The sequence below is a fragment of the Vibrio viridaestus genome (genome assembly GCF_003856525.1).
Taxonomy (GTDB): Bacteria; Pseudomonadota; Gammaproteobacteria; order Enterobacterales; family Vibrionaceae; genus Vibrio; species Vibrio viridaestus.
Window position 1 is genome coordinate 82,251 of record NZ_RJVQ01000006.1, and the last position, 18,405, is coordinate 100,655.

21 protein-coding genes are annotated in these 18,405 nt (G+C 41.7%); 13 read left to right on the forward strand and 8 right to left on the reverse strand.

Annotation, left to right across the window (positions count from 1 at the left end):
• The first annotated feature begins 45 nt into the window (after positions 1-45).
• From EES38_RS14210 to EES38_RS14230, 5 genes are all read left to right on the forward strand, one after another.
• Positions 46-732 carry an ABC transporter permease gene (locus EES38_RS14210; RefSeq protein WP_124937877.1) on the forward strand — a complete coding sequence of 229 codons (687 nt, stop codon included), beginning with the start codon at positions 46-48 and terminating at the stop codon, positions 730-732.
• Positions 729-1,451, forward strand: a complete 723-nt coding sequence (locus EES38_RS14215) for an ABC transporter permease (RefSeq protein WP_124937878.1) — start codon at positions 729-731, stop codon at positions 1,449-1,451. The genes EES38_RS14210 and EES38_RS14215 overlap by 4 nt, the downstream gene beginning before the upstream one ends.
• Before the next feature lie 8 nt (positions 1,452-1,459).
• Positions 1,460-2,233, forward strand: a complete 774-nt coding sequence (hisP, locus tag EES38_RS14220) for a histidine ABC transporter ATP-binding protein HisP (protein ID WP_124937879.1) — start codon at positions 1,460-1,462, stop codon at positions 2,231-2,233.
• Positions 2,234-2,391: 158 nt separating this feature from the next.
• Positions 2,392-3,327: an L-lactate dehydrogenase gene (locus tag EES38_RS14225; protein WP_124937880.1), complete on the forward strand. Its 936-nt coding sequence runs from the start codon at positions 2,392-2,394 to the stop codon at positions 3,325-3,327.
• A gap of 15 nt (positions 3,328-3,342) precedes the next feature.
• Positions 3,343-4,425 (forward strand): iron-containing alcohol dehydrogenase family protein, encoded by a 1,083-nt coding sequence (locus tag EES38_RS14230; RefSeq protein WP_124937881.1) that lies wholly within the window; start codon positions 3,343-3,345, stop codon positions 4,423-4,425.
• Here EES38_RS14230 and EES38_RS14235 read toward each other — a convergent pair.
• Positions 4,406-5,263 carry a LysR substrate-binding domain-containing protein gene (locus tag EES38_RS14235; protein ID WP_124937882.1) on the reverse strand — a complete coding sequence of 286 codons (858 nt, stop codon included), beginning with the start codon at positions 5,261-5,263 and terminating at the stop codon, positions 4,406-4,408. The genes EES38_RS14230 and EES38_RS14235 overlap by 20 nt on opposite strands.
• Before the next feature lie 120 nt (positions 5,264-5,383).
• Between EES38_RS14235 and EES38_RS14240 the strand changes: the two genes are divergently transcribed.
• From EES38_RS14240 to EES38_RS14250, 3 genes are read left to right on the forward strand one after another with little or no spacing between them, the layout of a single operon-like run.
• Positions 5,384-6,544 (forward strand): methionine aminotransferase, encoded by a 1,161-nt coding sequence (locus tag EES38_RS14240; protein WP_124937883.1) that lies wholly within the window; start codon positions 5,384-5,386, stop codon positions 6,542-6,544.
• A 15-nt stretch (positions 6,545-6,559) separates the two neighbouring features.
• On the forward strand, positions 6,560-7,357 hold the full coding sequence (locus tag EES38_RS14245; protein ID WP_124937884.1) for a carbon-nitrogen hydrolase family protein: 798 nt from the start codon (positions 6,560-6,562) through the stop codon (positions 7,355-7,357).
• Positions 7,358-7,400: 43 nt separating this feature from the next.
• A complete protein-coding gene (locus EES38_RS14250) occupies positions 7,401-8,177 on the forward strand; it encodes an ABC transporter substrate-binding protein (RefSeq protein ID WP_124937885.1) in 777 nt (258 codons plus the stop codon).
• A 39-nt stretch (positions 8,178-8,216) separates the two neighbouring features.
• Here EES38_RS14250 and EES38_RS14255 read toward each other — a convergent pair whose 3' ends face one another.
• From EES38_RS14255 to EES38_RS14280, 6 genes are all read right to left on the reverse strand, one after another.
• Entirely contained in the window at positions 8,217-9,173 is a 957-nt protein-coding gene (locus tag EES38_RS14255) for a glycoside hydrolase family 43 protein (RefSeq protein ID WP_124937886.1), read from the reverse strand.
• Positions 9,174-9,218: 45 nt separating this feature from the next.
• Positions 9,219-10,229 carry a LacI family DNA-binding transcriptional regulator gene (locus tag EES38_RS14260; RefSeq protein WP_124937887.1) on the reverse strand — a complete coding sequence of 337 codons (1,011 nt, stop codon included), beginning with the start codon at positions 10,227-10,229 and terminating at the stop codon, positions 9,219-9,221.
• Between the two features lie 84 nt (positions 10,230-10,313).
• A complete protein-coding gene (locus EES38_RS14265; protein ID WP_124937888.1) occupies positions 10,314-11,627 on the reverse strand; it encodes an extracellular solute-binding protein in 1,314 nt (437 codons plus the stop codon).
• A 49-nt stretch (positions 11,628-11,676) separates the two neighbouring features.
• Positions 11,677-12,573 carry a carbohydrate ABC transporter permease gene (locus EES38_RS14270; RefSeq protein ID WP_243694199.1) on the reverse strand — a complete coding sequence of 299 codons (897 nt, stop codon included), beginning with the start codon at positions 12,571-12,573 and terminating at the stop codon, positions 11,677-11,679.
• A 4-nt stretch (positions 12,574-12,577) separates the two neighbouring features.
• Positions 12,578-13,450, reverse strand: a complete 873-nt coding sequence (locus EES38_RS14275) for a carbohydrate ABC transporter permease (protein WP_124937889.1) — start codon at positions 13,448-13,450, stop codon at positions 12,578-12,580.
• Positions 13,443-14,546: an ABC transporter ATP-binding protein gene (locus EES38_RS14280; RefSeq protein ID WP_124937890.1), complete on the reverse strand. Its 1,104-nt coding sequence runs from the start codon at positions 14,544-14,546 to the stop codon at positions 13,443-13,445. The genes EES38_RS14275 and EES38_RS14280 overlap by 8 nt, the downstream gene beginning before the upstream one ends.
• Before the next feature lie 320 nt (positions 14,547-14,866).
• Between EES38_RS14280 and EES38_RS14285 the strand changes: the two genes are divergently transcribed.
• Positions 14,867-15,238, forward strand: coding sequence for a PilZ domain-containing protein (locus EES38_RS14285; RefSeq protein ID WP_124937891.1), 372 nt, complete (start codon positions 14,867-14,869; stop codon positions 15,236-15,238).
• A gap of 35 nt (positions 15,239-15,273) precedes the next feature.
• Here EES38_RS14285 and rarD read toward each other — a convergent pair whose 3' ends face one another.
• The gene (rarD, locus tag EES38_RS14290) at positions 15,274-16,236 is read right to left on the reverse strand and encodes an EamA family transporter RarD (protein ID WP_124937892.1); all 963 of its coding nucleotides are present in this window, start codon (positions 16,234-16,236) and stop codon (positions 15,274-15,276) included.
• A 382-nt stretch (positions 16,237-16,618) separates the two neighbouring features.
• Here rarD and EES38_RS22185 point away from each other — a divergent pair, with 382 nt between their 5' ends.
• From EES38_RS22185 to EES38_RS22200, 4 genes are all read left to right on the forward strand, one after another.
• Positions 16,619-16,771, forward strand: coding sequence for a hypothetical protein (locus tag EES38_RS22185; RefSeq protein ID WP_166434277.1), 153 nt, complete (start codon positions 16,619-16,621; stop codon positions 16,769-16,771).
• A 39-nt stretch (positions 16,772-16,810) separates the two neighbouring features.
• Positions 16,811-16,963 carry a hypothetical protein gene (locus EES38_RS22190; protein WP_166434278.1) on the forward strand — a complete coding sequence of 51 codons (153 nt, stop codon included), beginning with the start codon at positions 16,811-16,813 and terminating at the stop codon, positions 16,961-16,963.
• 39 nt (positions 16,964-17,002) lie between these two features.
• The gene (locus EES38_RS22195) at positions 17,003-17,164 is read left to right on the forward strand and encodes a hypothetical protein (RefSeq protein ID WP_166434279.1); all 162 of its coding nucleotides are present in this window, start codon (positions 17,003-17,005) and stop codon (positions 17,162-17,164) included.
• A gap of 841 nt (positions 17,165-18,005) precedes the next feature.
• Positions 18,006-18,164 (forward strand): hypothetical protein, encoded by a 159-nt coding sequence (locus EES38_RS22200; protein WP_166434280.1) that lies wholly within the window; start codon positions 18,006-18,008, stop codon positions 18,162-18,164.
• Positions 18,165-18,405 lie beyond the last annotated feature (241 nt).

Consider the following 18,405-nt stretch of genomic DNA (forward strand, 5'->3'; position numbering starts at 1 on the left):
CTGTTTATTATGAATAGACATGCTCAAAGGTTGAGGTTATTCCGTATGTTTTATGATTATGGCGAGCTGATTTGGAAAGGCTGTGTCGTAACTCTTGAGTTAGCAGTGCTGTCGGTTATCGTCGCTGTTTTACTCGGATTACTTGCTGCGACAGCGAAGTTGTTCGCGTCAAAACCCCTTGCGTTGATTTCAGATGCTTATACCACTTTAATTCGTGGCGTCCCCGATTTGGTCTTGATGTTAATGATTTTCTACGGACTACAAATGGGGGTGAACTCTATTACAGAAGCCGTGGGTATCGATCAAATTAATATCGATCCTTTCACTGCGGGTGTGTTAACCATTGGGTTTATCTACGGCGCGTATTTTACAGAAACGTTCCGTGGTGCCTTTATGACGGTATCTAAAGGTCAAATTGAAGCGGGTGTTGCTTATGGTTTCTCGCCATGGCAGGTCTTTAGTATGATCATATTCCCGCAGATGATGCGATTTGCTCTGCCTGGATTGTCGAATAACTGGCTTATCACACTAAAAGCAACGGCACTGGTATCGATCATTGGACTTGCTGATTTGGTCAAAGCCACTCAACAAGCTGGTAAGGGTACTTACGAATTCTTTTATTTTACCATCGTAGCTGCTGCTCTTTATCTGGTGTTTACCACATTGTCCAATCTGGTTTTTTACTGGCTGAATAAACGTTACTCCACTGGTAAAAGGAACGCAGAGCTATGATTGATCTTATTAGAGAATACGGCATATCTTATCTTTGGACGGATGGTTATCGCTGGACTGGTGTTGCAGTGACACTGTGGTTGTTGATCATTTCCGTCACTATTGGCTTCTGTTTGTCAGTTCCGTTAGCAGTCGCTCGTGTTTCAAGTAAGAAACGTTTCTGGCTTCCTGTGTGGACTTTCTCTTACGTTTTTCGCGGAACACCTTTGTATGTACAATTATTGGTGTTTTACACCGGTGTGTACACGCTGCAGTTTGTTCGAGATACTGAGTTCTTAAATTGGTTTTTCCGCAGTGGATACAATTGTGTCCTGATCGCATTGGTACTCAATACGTGTGCGTACACGACAGAAATTTTTGCCGGAGCCATGCGTGAAACTAAGTATGGGGAAGTTGAAGCAGCAAAGGCTTACGGTTTCTCATCCTGGAAAATGTACACTAAGATCATTATTCCATCGGCATTGCGTCGTGCTTTACCCGCTTATAGTAATGAAGTCATAATGATGCTTCATTCTACATCACTTGCGTTTGCTGCTACGGTACCTGACTTGCTTAAAATCGCCCGTGATGTTAACTCTGCAACCTACATGTCATTTCAGGCATTCGGTATAGCAGCAGTATTATATTTAATTATTTCGTTTATTTTGATTGGTTTATTTAAGCGTGCAGAAAAGCATTGGCTTAAACATTTAAAACCAGTTACGCAACAAGCTCACTAGGATTTGCCATGAAAGATACAAAACTAGCCGTTAAAGATTTACACAAAAAATATGGCGAGCATGAGGTGATTAAGGGCATTTCACTTCAGGCAAATCCAGGTGATGTAATCAGTATCATTGGGTCTTCTGGTTCAGGTAAGAGTACCTTTCTGCGCTGCCTTAACTTTTTAGAAAAGCCTTGCCAGGGGGAAATCTTCGTCAACGGTAAGTCTATTTCGATGCAGGCAGATAAAGATGGACAGCTCAACGTTATTGATAAAAAAGAGCTCCAACTACTGCGCACTAAGTTGACCATGGTATTCCAGCACTTCAACCTGTGGGAACATATGACCGTGCTTGAAAATGTTATGGCGGCTCCGGTTAATGTTTTGGGTATGAGTAAAGAAGAAGCCCAAGCAAAAGCCGAACACTACTTGGATAAAGTGGGAATCGATCAGAGTAATCGTACTAAATACCCATCGCATTTGTCTGGTGGACAGCAACAGCGTGTTTCGATTGCCCGAGCTCTGGCGATGGAACCTGAAGTACTTTTGTTTGATGAACCAACGTCAGCTCTTGACCCAGAGCTGGTGGGTGAGGTGCTTAAAATCATGCAAAAGCTAGCGGAAGAAGGGAAAACTATGATTGTTGTGACCCATGAAATGGGGTTTGCAAGAAATGTATCCAATCATGTGGTTTTCTTGCATCAGGGTGTTATTGAAGAACAGGGACATCCAGACCAGGTTCTGACCAACCCTAAAAGTGAACGCCTACAGCAGTTCCTATCTGGTGCTCTAAAATAAGCGTTTAATTTTATTATTAAAACCTGCCACCGATGGCAGGTTTTTTTTCATCTCAATATAGAAATGAGTTTTACTCATATCTTCCATGACGACAAATCGCTACTCATTTTATGTCATCTGATTACTGTATCATTCCAGATAGTTGCGTGAGGTGAGAGATGAGTATCCAAAGAAGAAAGGTCGCTATTATTGGTGTTGGACGAGTTGGTTCCCATGTTGCCAGTTGTCTGGTAACGCGCTCATTGGTAGATGACTTAGTTCTTATTGATACGGATACCCAAAAGGTTCAAAGTCACTGTCAGGATCTCGCTGACGCAACGGCTTTTCTTGACCATAATATGCAGCTGGAATGTGGCAGTTATGACGACATTTCTGATGCTGACATTGTTGTTCTTGCTGCAAGCGGCCCAATTTTTAAAGAAAACCGACTTGAAGAACTTGATAGTAATATCGAGGTTGTTGATGAAATAGCAAGCCAATTAAGTCGAGTTGGATTTAACGGTGTCATTATTTCTATAACCAATCCTTGTGATGTCGTGGCTCAGTATTTATCGACTAAAGTCAGTGCTCCGGTGATTGGTACTGGAACACTACTTGATTCTGCTCGTTTTCGTAGCGCTTTATCTCGTGAGTTACACATGTCTCCCAAGGATATCCAAGCCTACTCTTTGGGGGAGCATGGTGACAGTCAGGTACTGGCTTTCAGCGCTATATCCATCATGGGTAAACCATTAACCGAATGGCAACAGGAATGCGTTGGTCATTTCGAACATGTTGATTTTGTTAAAATCGAGAAAGAGGTCATTGGTGCCGGGTGGGATATTGTTATGGGAAAAGGGGCTACTGAGTTTGGTATTGGTAGCGTGACTGCTGAATTAATCGATGCCATTTACCGTGATAGCGGACGAATCTTACCTTGCTCAACCTTACTCAAAGGTGAGTATGGACAAGAGGGCGTGTACGCCAGCATTCCTTGTGTTATTGGTCACATGGGTGTCAGAGACACGATGCCTATTACCTTATCGGCACATGAGCAGAACCAGTTTGTTAAGAGCTGCGATATTATGCGCCATTACTTTCAACAAATTTCTTAATCAACGGATAACGTTATGTCTTCAGTATTGTCTTTTCCGGCTCATATTCTTCGTGGCAACGGATGTGTCCGTGATTTGTTTTCTGTTATCACGGCCAAGCGTATATGCGTTTTTGGTGGTCATCGAGCACTTGCTGCGATCGAGCCGGTATTAGCTGATGTCTTAACAGCAACTAACGCTGAAGTACACGTCAGTTACCACTGGTTTGGCGGAGAAGTCTCTCCGGTCAATATTGCGAATATGGTGAGCGAAGCTCAAAACCAGTCTGCGGATATGATTTTTGCTGTCGGTGGTGGTAAAGCGATTGATGCCGCCAAAGCTGCAGCTGATCGTCTTTCGTTGCCAGTAGTCGCCATACCGACTATCGCTGCGACGTGTGCTGCCGTTTCTGCAGTGTCTATTATGTACGATGAAGATGGGCATTACGACAACATGGCGCATCTAAAAAAAGCGCCTAATGTAGTGGTCATAGACGGTGAAATTATTGCACGCAGTCCTGTGCGTTGGTTGGCTGCCGGCCTTGGCGATACTTTAGCGAAGCTGTATGAATATCGCGTTATATGCGGTGGAGCACCTGATTACAGTATGAATATGGCTGCCTTCGCCAATGGGAAAGTATGCTTTGAAATTATCGAGCGGTTTGGTAAAGCTGCAGTAGATGAAGTTGAATCGGGTCAGCCAGGTAGTGCTCTTGAGCAAGTTATGGATGCCATCTTTACCTTTGCTGGATTTACTTCAATTATGGGCGTAGGCGAACACGTAGCAGCTGCTCACGCTTTGTTTGAAGGCTTTACAGTACTGGATAAAACGCGTGATTATGGTCATGGTCTACTAGTTGGCTTTGGGAATTTATGTCTGCTTGTACTGGAAGGTCGCTCTGACGCAGAAGTGTTGGAGGCAATTCAATTGGCAAAAGAGTGTCAGGTGCCAGTGACATTGGAGGAGATTGCCGACTTATCTGATGAAGAGCTAATGGCCATTGCTACGAAAGCAGTTGAAACTGCCGATATGGATAACATGCCAGAGAAAGTATCACCAGAGCTGTTGATTGCATCCATGCGTCATATATCGGCTCTCGCTAAGAAAACCATTCAATAAATTCGTTTAGGGACGGGCGCGTTTTTGTGCCCGTTCGATGCATCAGATAGTAACTTGCGCCTGTTTTTATGGTTTGCTCAAACGGCTTGGATAGGCGGTTCATGTGAATATCTTCTTCCACCAGTGTCGCATCTGCCATCGCGATACCAAAGCCTTGGATGGCCGCGCTGATCGCTAAGTCCATGGTGTCGAAATACTGATTCTTTCGCATCCCAATTTGCTGGTTTCCCGTCTCTTTTAACCATAAATGCCAATCGGTTTGTTGTTTTGATGGGTGAAGAAATGTCCACTTAGACCAATCAAATTGGCTCGGCTTGTTATAGAGGTGGCTGGCCAGGACCGGGGTTATTGCTTCATCAAATAATTTGATGCAGTTTTCTCCCTCAGGTAGAGCGTGAGTCGAGAAAATAATGGCTGCGTCATAGTCTTCTTTATTGAAATCAACGTTATGATCCGTTGTTGTGGTAAGAGACACATTGATGTTGGGGTGCGTGTCCTGCAAATGCATTAAGTTAGGGACTAGCCAACGCATTGAACAAGTCGGGGCTTTTAGCTTGATTTCTCCGTGTGTTTCGTCGAAAGGCTGGGCTGCCTCGATCAACTCGGCGAATGATCTCGTCACCTGAGGTAGCAGTTTCTCACCATCTGGCGTGAGCGCAAGACCGCGAGCATGACGCTGAAACACTTTATATCCAAGATACTCTTCTAATGTGGCTATTTGACGGCTCACCGCACCCTGCGTAACAAAAAGCTCTTTGGCTGCATGGGTCAGATTAAGGTGTTTTGCCGTAATAGCAAAAGTGTAAAGAGCATTAAAAGGTGGCGTTCTTCGCGACATAATTCGTTGGCTCAGGTATGCGTTTTTATCATGCCTATTATGACAACAATTCGCTGGTGGTCACAATACTAATTTCGTTAAATGAATCTAACATACTCAAAGAATTTCGGAGCGTTATTCATGATTAAAACCCCGGTACAGCCACGTTCAAAACTGGCGGATGTGGGCACGACTATTTTTTCTGTTATTGGGCAGTTATCTTCTGAATATAACGCAATTAATCTTTCTCAGGGGGCGCCTAGTTTTCCTTGTGATCCTGACCTTATCGATGAAGTAACAAAAGCGATGCAAGCCGGTCACAATCAGTATGCATCCATGACAGGATATGAGCCACTTAAGGAGCGAATTGCTGAAAAGATAGCAAGCTTGTATGGACGTCATTACGATACGCAGAGTGAAGTGACAGTGACAGCCAGTGCCAGTGAAGCTCTCTATTCCTCTATTTCAGCGTTGGTGCATCCTGGTGATGAAGTGATTTTCTTTGAGCCCTCTTTTGACAGTTATGCGCCCATAGTGCGACTACAGGGCGCGAAACCTATCGGGATTAAGTTATCTGTACCCGAGTTTTCGATTAACTGGGACGAAGTCCGAGCGGCAATTACGAGCAACACTAAGATGATCATTTTGAATACACCACATAACCCATCTGGGCAGGTGATGAGTCAGGATGATTTAGAACAGTTAGCGAGTGTTTGTCGGGATACCGATATTGTTATCCTTTCTGATGAAGTGTACGAGCACATGGTATTTGATGGTCGTGCGCATCATGGTATGGCTACCCATTCTGAGCTTGCCTCTCGCAGTGTTATTGTCTCTTCATTTGGTAAAACCTTTCATGTAACTGGATGGCGTGTAGGGTACTGTGTTGCTCCTGCAGAGATTATGAAAGAGATACTTAAAGTACACCAGTTTATGATGTTTTCTGCTGATACTCCGATGCAATATGCGTTTGCTAAGTATATGGAAAACCCACAGACCTACCTTCATCTGTCGCAGTTTTATCAGGCTAAACGCGATCTACTACTGAACGAGCTTAAAGATGGTCCATTTACGTTATTACCTTCTAATGGATCTTTTTTCGTATTGGCTAATTTCCGTCACCTTACTGATGAAAGCGACGCACAGGTCGTTACTCGACTGATCAAAGAATTTGGCGTCGCAACGATTCCTTTATCTGCGTTTTATAGCGATGGTACGGATAACGGCTTCATTCGACTCTCTTTTGCAAAAGATGACGATACAATTATTGCTGGTGCAAAAGCGCTAAGACAGTTTGCATAAGGAAAAACGAATCCCATGAAAATCGCAGCAATTCAAATGAACAGTGGTTCAGTAGTTGAGGACAATATCGAGTTAGCCGAATCATTGGTAAATGATGCGGTGAAGCTTGGTGCTGAGATTATTCTTTTGCCGGAGTACTTTTGCCTGATGGGAGAAAAGGATCAGGACCGTGTTGAGATTGGCGAAGAGTACCTTAATGGACCGATTCAGGATTCGATGTCTGCGTTAGCAAAACAACATAAGATTTTCCTTATCGCAGGAACGATACCGCTACTGTCTCCAGAAAAAGAGAAAGTCTTTAATAGTCAGTTGTTATTTTCTCCTGAAGGAGAATGTCTCGGTCGTTACGATAAAGTGCATCTGTTTGGCTTCGATAATGGGAAGGAAGCGTATCGAGAAGCCGATATTCTCTCTGCGGGGAATGCTATTAAAACGTTTCGTATCGATGAAATAGATGTCCGGCCATCGGTTTGTTATGACCTGCGCTTTCCTGAATTTTACCGTCAGAATAGTGGTTATGAATTGATTACAGCACCTGCTGCCTTTACCTACACAACCGGTCAGGCGCATTGGGAGCTATTATTACGCACTCGGGCAATTGAAAACCAGTGCTATGTTATTGCTGCTGCGCAGACAGGGATTCACCCGAATGGCAGTCGCACTTATGGTCACTCGATGATTATCGACCCATGGGGAAAGGTTCTTGCACAACAAGAAGAGGGTAACGGTGTGGTGATCGCAGAGATGGATATCTCGGAACTACAGAAAGTACGACAACAGTTACCAGCACTAAAAAATCGCGTTTTTTACTAATTACTTTAACAAATTAGGTTTTATAAGATTTAAGGAAATCCGGATGAAAAAATCACATTTATTATTGGCATCTTTAGGCCTGCTTGCTTCAGCATCATCATGGGCTATCAGTGAAGTTCGTTATGGACTCGAAGCTGAATATCCTCCATTCGAAAGTAAAAATGCTGCAGGTGAATTGGTGGGTTTTGATGTTGAACTAGGTAAAGCGATTTGTGAAAAGGCTGAGGCTAAATGTTCATGGACGGAAGGCAGTTTTGACACTCTAATTCCAGCTCTACAGTCTAAGAAATTTGATGTCATAAACTCAGCGATGAATATTACTGAAAAACGCATGAAAGCAATTGACTTCACCAACCCAATTTATCGTATTCCAACTCAACTTATCGCTCGTGAAGGTCAAGGATTAGCGCCAACTGCTGAGGCGTTGAAAGGCAAAAATATCGGTGTTCTTCAAGGGTCTATCCAGGAAGTTTACGCAAAAGCACATTGGGAACCAAAAGGTGTCACAATCACGTCGTATAAAGATCAAAACATGGTTTACTCTGATATGGTGTTGGGGCGTATCGATGGAACGCTAGTCATGTCTGCTGCTGGTCAGTCGGGCTTCTTAAGCACACCTGCAGGTAAAGGGTATGCTTTTGTTGGTAAGCCAGTTGAAGACAAAAAGATTCTCGGTAGTGGTATCGGTTTTGGGCTTCGTAAAGGAGACACTGAGCTTAAAGATGCTCTGAATAAGGCAATTGCTGAAGTGAAAGCTGATGGTACGGTTGAGCGTTTGGCGAAACAGTACTTTACAGGTTTTGACGTTACTGTTGATTAATCTATTTAGCCCAGCGTAAACGTTATGCTGGGCTTTTCTCTAGAATTCTACCTGATTATCTAACCGCCCCCAGAGTGGGTTTCCGTTCTCATCCCATTCAATCTTATGCACTCTCGTATGACGATTAGGATCCCACAGTGGATCACCTTCAATTCCTTTATAGTTTCGAGCATGATAAATCATATAGTCCTGAGTACCATCTGGGCTGGTGGTAAAGCTGTTGTGCCCCGGACCAAAGATGTGCTTATCTTCCACTGTGGTGTAAATGGGTAATGGGTTCTTTATCCAGTTTTCAGCATTAAGAAGGTCTGCGTTATCATCAATGGTTAATAGTCCCATACAATAGCGTTCATCAGTCGCACTGGCTGAATACGTCACGTATATTTTTCCATTACGCTTTAATACGGCAGGCCCCTCATTCACCAAAAATCCCTGCACTTCCCATTCCAATTCAGGCTTACTAAGTAAGACTGGATGAGTTTGTAATGAGATAGGAGAACTCAGTTTCGCGATGTATAAGCAAGAGTTACCAGGGATAACAGCGTCTTTCTGAGCCCACAAGTAATACCATTCACTTTTATGTTCAAAACAAGTCGCGTCAAGACAGAAAGAAGCTAGGCCACTATCGACTTGTACCGGATCAGACCAAACCGCTGTGAGTGGATTTGCGTCACGAGTGACTATCGCATACATCCTATGCTGAAAGGCATTATCTTTTATTTCTCTGTTAGGCGCCGCAGCAAAATAGATTGTCCAAACCCCATTTATGTAGTGTATTTCAGGGGCCCAGATCAAATCACTGCAGGGCCCTGTATCGGGTTTATTCCAAACTGTGACGATTTCTGTCGTTGTATTCAGCCCCGCCAGCGATGATGCTCGCCTAAGTTCGAGTCGATCGTATTCAGGCACTGATGCAGTAAAATAGTAATAGCCATCGCTATGAAGATAGACGAATGGATCGGCTCGTTGCTCTATTATTGGATTATTAAAACGCATGCTTGCTCCATACTTTCAGTAGTACAGTAAAGTTTGTTGTTTTTGTTATTCAGCGTAGGATTGAGTCGATTCTCTAATAAAGAGTTCTCCTTCCACTTTGATTAGTTTTAAGTCTGATGTTTGCTGCGACAGAAGAACCTCTACGGCGATTCGGCCCATCTCATCATAGGGTAAATCAATGGTAGATAGACCCGGAGTAACTTCATTGGCAAGTAATTGATTGTCGTAACCCATGACAGACAGTTGATTTGGAATTGACAGTTCGAGTTTGGCGGCAGCCTGATATACACCTAATGCCATTAAGTCACTGGCGCAAAAAATGGCGCTGGGGCGAGGATGGTGTTCCAGTAAAGTCAATGCTTGGTGATACGCTTGCTTTAACGACCAGTTCCCTTCCAAAATCCAGCTGTCATTAATGATGTTATCTGCATTAGTCATTGCCTGACGAAATCCACGAACTCTTTGAATAGATGACTCTGCCCAGTCTTCACCACAGATCATGGCAATATCTTTGTGACCATTCTCGATGAGATGTTGGGTCGCTTTGTATCCGCCAATGAAATCTGAGGTGGTAATAGATGCCACGTCTTGTTTGTAAACATCGTTAGTGCAGTTGAGAAAGACCATAGGTAGAGTGGTCGGAATGGCTTCATCGATGTGACTTGGAGTATTGAGGGCGTAGATCAGACCATCGAAACCACCGGAGTTAATGTCTTCCAGCATCGTAGTTCTTAGATCATCGTTGTCCTCAAAGTCGAATACGGTTAGAACCGTATCGAGTTCCCATGCCTTAACCTTGGCCGCACTCAAAGCATTAATAAAAGGGTCGTGCATATTCATGCTATTAATCATGAGAGCAATACGACGATGTGCAGATGAGTGAGGTACATTAGTTTTGAACTTATACCCCAGCTCATGTGCCTTTCTGATGACTTTATCTCGCGTTTCTGGCGAAATTTTAATGCTATCAGAACCATTTAAAATAACAGAAACTGTAGGCTGTGAGACACCAACGGCTGTTGCAATATCCAACATGGTGACTTTTTTCTTACGCATGGGCATTCTTCTTCTATTTATCTAAATGTGCTTACGATCCATCGGTTTGACCACCCGATATTTAGGTGGTCACCATGAACAAATCTATAAATTGCTTAACATGTCATTGACTCGTTGTTGTGCATCACTCAGTGCATCATCAACAGATTTATCTCCAATGACGGCCGCAGCGAGTTCTTCCCCGATAATATCTTGAATAGCAAATTGCCGTTTCACGCCAGAGGGTAAACCCTTCCCAGTCTGCGTAATAGACAGAATTTCTGAACGATGCGGTAAGGCTAAAAATTTAGGATCATCTAAAACCGAGCTGACACTGGGTAAATGACCGGTTCTGGACCACTGGTAATCATTATCGGCAAAAAATTTAAAGAACTTACCGATGGCTGCGTCTAACTCTGCTGAGCGACGTTTATTGGGCACTACCCAAGAATGGCCGTCAACATAGTGTGCTTTTTCTTGATGATAAAGAAAAGGGTAGGGTGCGACATCGTAGTTATTGTATAGAGGACTTGATTGGTCATGAGACTGTTTATTGTAATTACTGATCAACCAGTTACCGTTTAATAAAACACCGCCATCACCGTTGCTGAACGATGATACGGTGGCAGGATAATCCATATTTTTCGTGGTGAGATTATCTTTGTAAATTGCTCGCATCAGATTAACGGCATTTTTAGCATCCTGAGTTTGTAAGTTTATATGCTCAGGATCGGCAAAGAACTGGCTACCTTGCTGGAACATGTAAGTATAAAAGAAACGAGCATAAGCCGCTGTTTCGTTGGTCAGTATTTGAATAAAATACGGCTTTCCAGTTAACTTTTTAAACTGATGCGCCTGATCGAGCAGTTCTTGTGGCGATGTCGGAAAAATGGCTTTGCCCTGATCATCTACGAGGTTTGCTTTTTTCATTAGATCCATATTCATATGGAATAGCATCGTCCACGTATCGAGAGGCAGTCCGAAGAAATGGCCATCACGTGTAACACCATTTGATGACGTCGGGGTAAACATAGCCTTATCGATGCCCTGCCGTTTAAGAAAATCATCGATAGGAACGATCAACTGGCGAGATTGATAATCCGAAATAACAGAGTTATGCATCGTTACGACATCGGGTGGCGTTCTTGATGCCATTTGTGCAGTTAACTGATCGTATCCTGGCCATTCAACGGTTGATACTTTGACATCAATGTCGGGGTTTTCCTGATTAAATTTATTAATCAGCGTAGTCATAATGCCGCATTCACCTGTCGCTGCGTCAACATCAACAGATTTACCGTATTCTGCATCGCATGCACCAAAGAAGCGTTGGACATGAAGTTCTGTGTTTGCTTGAGCGATGCCCGCTGTTGATAAACAGCTCATCGCCAGAATTAATGTTTTAATACTAGTTTTCATTATGTAGGCCTTTATTCACGTTGTTGTTTTAGTCTGATTTTTATCGTTATTATTGTTTTACAGCACCTCCAGCGACAGCAGTTACAATATGGCGTTGAAAGAAGAGGTAGACCAGAATAATGGGTATCGCTGAGAAGATAGCCTGAGCACTCAAAAATCCTAAACCTTCACTTTGTGCAAAGTTAGTCTGTGAAGAAGCAATACCAACGGTAATCGTATACATCGACTTATCGGTAGCGGATATTAGAGGCCAGAAATAGTCATTCCACGACGTTAGAAACGTAAGAATTGCTAATGTTGCCTGAGCTGGAATGGTTAAAGGCAGTAGTACTTTCCAAAATATTTGGAATTTTGATGCGTTATCCATAATGGCGGCTTCATCAATTTCCTTGGGGATAGCCTTAAAAAACTGCGTCATCAGAAATACACCAAAAGGAGCGGATAACCCCGGAAGGATTAATCCCCAATACGTGTTATGTAACTGCAGATCACTAAAGATTTGATGACGGGCGATAATGACGGCTTGTTCTGGTACAGCTAATCCCATTAGTACGATGATGAATAGTGATCTTTTCATCGGAAAATCGAGTCGGGCAAAAGCGTACCCAGCGAGAGATGAAAGGGTTAATACACCCAATGTCATGAGCCCTGAAACAACAACGCTGTTCATGAGCCAACGAAATACCATTGAGTTGTGAAAAATATCTAGGTAGTTATCCAGAGTATAGGGAAAGGCAAAAACGGAATTCGTTCCGAGCATTAACTCCTGATTGTCTTTGAGACTTAGTCCAACCATCCACAAAAATGGCGCCAGCATGACTAAAGACAGTACGATAGTTAGTATTAACCATGGTGTCAGGGTTGAATGATTCGTCGGTTGATAGGTTTTGGCTGAATCAGACATAGGTTTGGTTGGAAAATGAGACTGTAACTTTTCAGAGCGCATCGTATCACCCCTTTTTACGACTAAATGCAAACTGGGCCATAGCCGCAGCAAGAATAATCAGGAAGAGTATTTGTGAGGCAGCGGCTGCCATACCGATATCCCAGCGACGAAATCCAGCATCATAAATGAACATGACAATAGAGCGAGATGAGTTATTAGGACCACCGTTGGTCATTAATAATGCTTGGCCAAATAACTGAAACTGCATGATGATCTGAATAATGGTGACCAGCACAATGGTTCTGGTTATCGAGGGCAGAGTGATACTCTTGAATGTGGTCCATTTTCCTGCGTTATCGAGTTGAGCTGCTTCATACAGTTCTCGAGGAATTTGCTGTAAAGCAGCAGTAAACAGAATCATCGGCAGCCCCAGACACCACCAGATCGTAGCAATCGCTATTGAAACTAATGACCAATCCGGACTGGAAAGAAAGGCGATGGGCTCCAGATTTAATCCGTTGAAAACCATCGCCATAAAGCCATCATTAGGAATAAAAATGATGCGCCAAATCAGAGTAACCACCGTCACTGACAAAATCGTCGATGCGAAAAAGATACCGCGTAGGATATTGGCTGTGCGCGATTGTTGGTTGAGTGCCATAGCGAGTAAAAGACCGACGACCACTAGAACAGGTACCGTAAGTAAAACGAAATAACAGGTGTTCCAGACCGTTTGAATGAACACTTTATTGCTAAATAGGCGTTCATAATTTTTCCAGCCAACATAATGGCCGGGGCCAAATAAGTCTACTTTTTCAAAACTTAAATTGATTCCCCAAAACAGTGGAATCACAATCATACCGATAAATACCAGTAAATAAGGCGCAAGAAAAAGCAGATTGCTCCAGCGCTCAGTGTGAGTTCGGGCCTCAATCATACCGACCTCCCTGGTACGCTCTTTCTTTGGAGTCGAATAAATGAATATTGTCGAAATCAAACTTGAGATAAACGCGCTGTTTATTCACGATGGGTTGTTTACTATTGGTCTCTGCAATGATCATTTGCTGATTGTCTAGCAGAATATAGGCAAGGGTTCTGTCTCCTAAGCGCTCTATAAACTGAATTTGCCCGCATGTTTGAGCCTCAGTTTCATTCTCAACAATGTAGATATCTTCAGCTCTAATACCCATTTCAAAGTTATAATCATCGGGTAGTTTTTGTGTTTCGATACGACTTTGAATCGCTTCGATACCATCGATGTTAATCACTGCATGAGCGCCAGAACGATCAAGTTGTTCGACAGAAAGGATATTCATTGCCGGTGAACCAACGAATCCAGCCACAAACTTGCTGGCAGGATAGCGATAGATTTCTATGGGTGTTCCAATCTGTTCAATGTGCGTTTGGTTGAGAACGACAATCCTATCAGCGAGCGTCATAGCTTCAACTTGGTCATGTGTCACGTAGATCATCGTTGCCTGAACTCGCTGATGAAGTTGGGCAATTTCGATTCTGGTTCTGCTGCGTAAAGCCGCATCGAGATTAGAGAGTGGTTCGTCGAAAAGAAATGCGGTTGGTTCACGGACAATAGCTCTGCCTATTGCGACTCTTTGCCGTTGACCCCCAGATAGTTCGGCGGGCTTTCTTTGTAGAAGATGTTCTATCTCCAATATTCGCGCCGCATTTTGAATTCGTTGCTGAATAACGTCGCTGTTCGTTCCGACGTTTCTCAACCCAAATGCCATGTTTCCTTCAACCGTCATATGTGGATACAAAGCGTAATTCTGGAATACCATGGAGATGTCCCGCTTTCCAGGTGCTAAGGTGTCTAGACGGTGTTCATTCATCCAGATTTCACCGTCAGATAAACTTTCTAATCCAGCGATCATCCTCAGTAGCGTCGATTTCCCGCAGCCTGATGGGCCGAGAAAAACAATAAATTCATTCTCTTTTATATCGAAAGAAATATTATCCAGCACTGTCGAACTACCATAGGCCTTGGTAAGATTTTTAATCTCGATAGAAGACGCCATGAGTCCATCCTTATTATTATGTTGTAGGGTTCTTTCACGTTTACGTTGTTTTTGTTTCTTGATTTATAATATTACTCATAATATTAGTTGAGGCAGATTCCTATCTTAGAAAAGTACAGTAGTTCACAAAATGAGCGGCTTAAAATGGTGGAAAGTGGAGTCAAATCACACTGAGACTAAAGTTGTACCAAGGAAAAGTGGTTATTAAGAAGCACAAATAATTCCCTATTGTGTTTAAGTTTTGATAAGCTGTGCCGATATAATGTATTATTCCAATAACTCATTTATCAATTAGTCTAATTTTTGAATTGGAGTCAGTTATGGCAGCTTCGGAAGGCGAACAGAGGCGTCAGTATTTTCGGTTAAGATATCCGAAAAGCGCTCGACCAGTCATTCGCGTAGAAGATAAAACGTTTTCCGTGTGTGAAAGTTCGGAAGGGGGACTGCGTGTTCTCATGGGGCAAGTTGCCAGTTTATATTGCGGCCTACGTATGTCAGCTACAGTCTCTTTGCATGATGAAAACGATGTTGATATCGAAGGATCAATCTTACGATTTGATGATAATGAAGTGGTCATCAAATTAGATAAAGGACTGAGTTTTAAAGATATGGTCTCGGAGCAGCGTTATGTAAAGCAGAAGTTTCCCAACTTCTTATCCGGCCAGAGACAAAACATTCAGTTTGCAGGTTAATAGAAAGGAGAGCATCGCTCTCCTTTTTAATTTTACTAGATGCTCTTTCGGCCCCATTTGGGTTCAATAAAAGCAAACTTGGTTTCTTTCTCTATCGCTTCAGGTAATGATAGAGAGAAGGACTGCAATACAGTAAACCGCGAAATAAACGCTTCAACAATAATAAAAAGCAAACCAATCCAAATCAGACCAAAGCTTACGACTTTCATATCATCGAATACTTCACCAAAAACAAATACGGCTAAAACAAACTGTAATGTTGGCTCCAGATATTGAAGAAATCCGATAGTCGACATTCTTGTCCAACGTATTGCCAGTGAGAAAAATACAAGCGGTGCTAGAGTGACTGGAGCACTGCCAAGATAAAGGAAAAACGTTGTTACCCCAGAGTTGAGAGATTCTGCTCCCACTAGTACGTCTTTACCGAGAATGTAGATCAGCGCAAAGGGCGCCAGAACCAGGCACTCGACAAAAAGGCCAGAACACCAGTCGTAGCTAACTTGCTTTTTACACCAGCTGTAAAGCGTAAAAAAGAAGGCCATTGAAAGAGCAATATAAGGCACCTGTCCAAAACATGCTACTTGGTACAACACACCGATGAGGCCCAGGAACAGTGCAATAACTTTTCCCGATGATAGCTTTTCTTTTAATCCCCAAACTCCCATCGCCGCGATGGTTAATGGACTAATAAAAAAGCCAAGGCTCGCATCTATAACTCTGTCGTTTGTAATGGCCCAAGTAAATGAAGACCAAGACACACACATTAGCAGAGCGGCCAATGTGCTGTATAAAAATGATTTTTTGTCTTTAAATAACGCAGTAATGTTTGGCCATTTCTGACTAACAAAAAACAGAGCAATAGCTGTCACTGGTACTGATGCAATAATCCTTACTGCGAGTAGTTCATCCATGGGCGCACCAGGTAAATACTGGTAATACAATGGAGTAATCCCCCAAAGTAAAAAAGAAAACGTCGCAAGTACGTTGCCCAAATACATAGAAATTGTGGTCCTTTCTTGTGTGGATTTTAAACAGGAGCGCGAATTCTAAACAGTTTATATCCAATGTAAAGCCTTGAATTTTGTTTTATTCTGTAATTTTACTACGAAATTTTGTTGGTTTTATGTGACGAAAGACGCTTTACTTTTGCTATGATGCATTTTCATCACCTTGTTTTTGCTCTATTTTAAAGAACGGTATTCTGTAATAAATGTAATTAAAAACAGTAACTTAAATTAATTAATGCGTTAATAAAAACAGTAAAATGAAATAAAAATTTTATTAGAAAAAAAATTACAAAAAACGTTGCATGTGGTGTGATTTAGATCTAATATTCTCCTCGTTGAAGAAATAAACCTACAAACTTACAGGAGATACATTATGAACTTCGCAATGGGTATGAACATCATTTATGCAGAAGAAGCTAAACGTGAACTAGCAGCCGAAAAAGCTGATCAAGCAGTTGCTTACACATTCAGTAAACCTGCTCATCGTTTTAGTCTAGTTAACATGTTTCGTGCATTGTTCCACTAAGATTTAAACCGAAATAAAGACATATTTGGAGATACAGCTATGAACTTCGCAATGGGTATGAACGTCATTTATGCAGAAGAAGCTAAACGTGAACTAGCTGCTGAGAAAGCAGAGCAAGCTGTTGCTTACACATTCAACAAACCTGCTCATCGTTTTAGTCTAGTTAACATGTTTCGTGCATTGTTCCACTAAGATTTAAACTAAAATCAAGATACATTTGGAGATATAACTATGAACTACGCAATCGCAATGAACGTCATTTATGCAGAAAAAGCTCTTCGTGAAGAAGCTGCAGAAGTTGAAACTAAACGTGAAAACGAAGCTGTTGCTTATACTTTCAGCAAACCAGCTCGCAAAGGTTTCTTCAGTTTTCTAACTCAGTTATTTGCATAATTAAGTTAAGAGACGCAAGGAAAGCTGCTATGAAAAATAGCAAACGCTTTAAAATAACGCCTAAGGATTAGGTCCTATCAATCTGCAAAGAGGGGGATAGAGAAGTAGAGTGACAACGAAGCATTATCAACTTCTCCTCATTTTTCTTATCGACTAGAAGACTTGTTCAAGTCTGACTTCAATTGAATTTGGTGCACTACGATGATTAGCTCAGCAGCACCGGATTATTCCTGTAAATTACCTATCAAAACCTAATTGAAATTAAAATTTCATATTTAAATTGAAATGAAATAAATATATTGAAATAGATCACGTAAGCCGATATTATTGGCTTGTTCGTATTGGTAATAAAATTACTTTATTGTTTTGAGTTTAAATCAGACTTAACGACTAATTCAGTACGTCATAAACTAGACTTAGAATGCGCATTTTTACTTAATTTTTCTATGTTATAGATGCGTAAAACTAGATTGCATGTGTTGATTTTAATCAAAAGAAATACACGTCATGTAAATTAATTGTATTCTGCTAATATCTAGTAATTTAAGTGCTTTAATGAACTGGGTAATGAAAATCTTCTTCTCAATTTTATCGCTTTTTTGGTCGGTTTTGGCTTCTTTATCGCATTACATATCGTAATTGGTGTTGGGAGTATCATAACTCCGTCTTTAGTGAAAAAAACTTCTAATTTAATCCTTTCAAATTCAATGAAATAAATAATCCAAAAGAAATTTAATTACAATATATATTGCATTTAATGTGACAATTGTCTAAAATTTACACCATAAAGTGAAAGTAAATTTCACAAAGAGAGTTTAAAAAAATCTATGAGGAGATACACATGTACTATGCAATGGCAATGAATGTAATGTACGCAGAAGAAGCGAAAAGAGAAATTGAAGCAGAAAAAAATGCATCAATGTCTATCTATGATCGTCGTCGTCATGAGAAAGAAGTGAACGTAAGTATGTGGCAATTTATTGGACTGCTGTTTATCTAATCCGAAAAACCATAATAATTAAGCCTGACAAACGAAAGTTGGCTATTGAATTTTTACCAAAGTACCCCTAAACAGTAACCACGACATAGGATGTTCGTGGACTTATTAAAGTTATAATTTGTCGCCATCTGGCGATAATTCCTCTCTATAATTTGAGTTCCATTCCGTTACTCACCTAAAGTCTTATCTTATCTTACTTTTATTACTCAAAAACTATGTACCCGATCCTCGTGAACATGTA

What these genes read in the sequence shown, in the direction of transcription:
- EES38_RS14280 (WP_124937890.1), bottom strand. Translation starts at nt 14,546, where the DNA reads ATGGCGTCTTCTATCGAGATTAAAAATCTTACCAAGGCCTATGGTAGT.
- rarD (WP_124937892.1), bottom strand. Translation starts at nt 16,236, where the DNA reads ATGTATTTGGGCAACGTACTTGCGACGTTTTCTTTTTTACTTTGGGGG.
- EES38_RS14265 (WP_124937888.1), bottom strand. Translation starts at nt 11,627, where the DNA reads ATGAAAACTAGTATTAAAACATTAATTCTGGCGATGAGCTGTTTATCA.
- EES38_RS14225 (WP_124937880.1), top strand. Translation starts at nt 2,392, where the DNA reads ATGAGTATCCAAAGAAGAAAGGTCGCTATTATTGGTGTTGGACGAGTT.
- EES38_RS14275 (WP_124937889.1), bottom strand. Translation starts at nt 13,450, where the DNA reads ATGATTGAGGCCCGAACTCACACTGAGCGCTGGAGCAATCTGCTTTTT.
- hisP (WP_124937879.1), top strand. Translation starts at nt 1,460, where the DNA reads ATGAAAGATACAAAACTAGCCGTTAAAGATTTACACAAAAAATATGGC.
- EES38_RS22185 (WP_166434277.1), top strand. Translation starts at nt 16,619, where the DNA reads ATGAACTTCGCAATGGGTATGAACATCATTTATGCAGAAGAAGCTAAA.
- EES38_RS14245 (WP_124937884.1), top strand. Translation starts at nt 6,560, where the DNA reads ATGAAAATCGCAGCAATTCAAATGAACAGTGGTTCAGTAGTTGAGGAC.
- EES38_RS22190 (WP_166434278.1), top strand. Translation starts at nt 16,811, where the DNA reads ATGAACTTCGCAATGGGTATGAACGTCATTTATGCAGAAGAAGCTAAA.
- EES38_RS14215 (WP_124937878.1), top strand. Translation starts at nt 729, where the DNA reads ATGATTGATCTTATTAGAGAATACGGCATATCTTATCTTTGGACGGAT.
- EES38_RS14240 (WP_124937883.1), top strand. Translation starts at nt 5,384, where the DNA reads ATGATTAAAACCCCGGTACAGCCACGTTCAAAACTGGCGGATGTGGGC.
- EES38_RS22200 (WP_166434280.1), top strand. Translation starts at nt 18,006, where the DNA reads ATGTACTATGCAATGGCAATGAATGTAATGTACGCAGAAGAAGCGAAA.
- EES38_RS14285 (WP_124937891.1), top strand. Translation starts at nt 14,867, where the DNA reads ATGGCAGCTTCGGAAGGCGAACAGAGGCGTCAGTATTTTCGGTTAAGA.
- EES38_RS14260 (WP_124937887.1), bottom strand. Translation starts at nt 10,229, where the DNA reads ATGCGTAAGAAAAAAGTCACCATGTTGGATATTGCAACAGCCGTTGGT.
- EES38_RS14235 (WP_124937882.1), bottom strand. Translation starts at nt 5,263, where the DNA reads ATGTCGCGAAGAACGCCACCTTTTAATGCTCTTTACACTTTTGCTATT.
- EES38_RS14250 (WP_124937885.1), top strand. Translation starts at nt 7,401, where the DNA reads ATGAAAAAATCACATTTATTATTGGCATCTTTAGGCCTGCTTGCTTCA.
- EES38_RS14210 (WP_124937877.1), top strand. Translation starts at nt 46, where the DNA reads ATGTTTTATGATTATGGCGAGCTGATTTGGAAAGGCTGTGTCGTAACT.
- EES38_RS22195 (WP_166434279.1), top strand. Translation starts at nt 17,003, where the DNA reads ATGAACTACGCAATCGCAATGAACGTCATTTATGCAGAAAAAGCTCTT.
- EES38_RS14270 (WP_243694199.1), bottom strand. Translation starts at nt 12,573, where the DNA reads ATGCGCTCTGAAAAGTTACAGTCTCATTTTCCAACCAAACCTATGTCT.
- EES38_RS14230 (WP_124937881.1), top strand. Translation starts at nt 3,343, where the DNA reads ATGTCTTCAGTATTGTCTTTTCCGGCTCATATTCTTCGTGGCAACGGA.
- EES38_RS14255 (WP_124937886.1), bottom strand. Translation starts at nt 9,173, where the DNA reads ATGCGTTTTAATAATCCAATAATAGAGCAACGAGCCGATCCATTCGTC.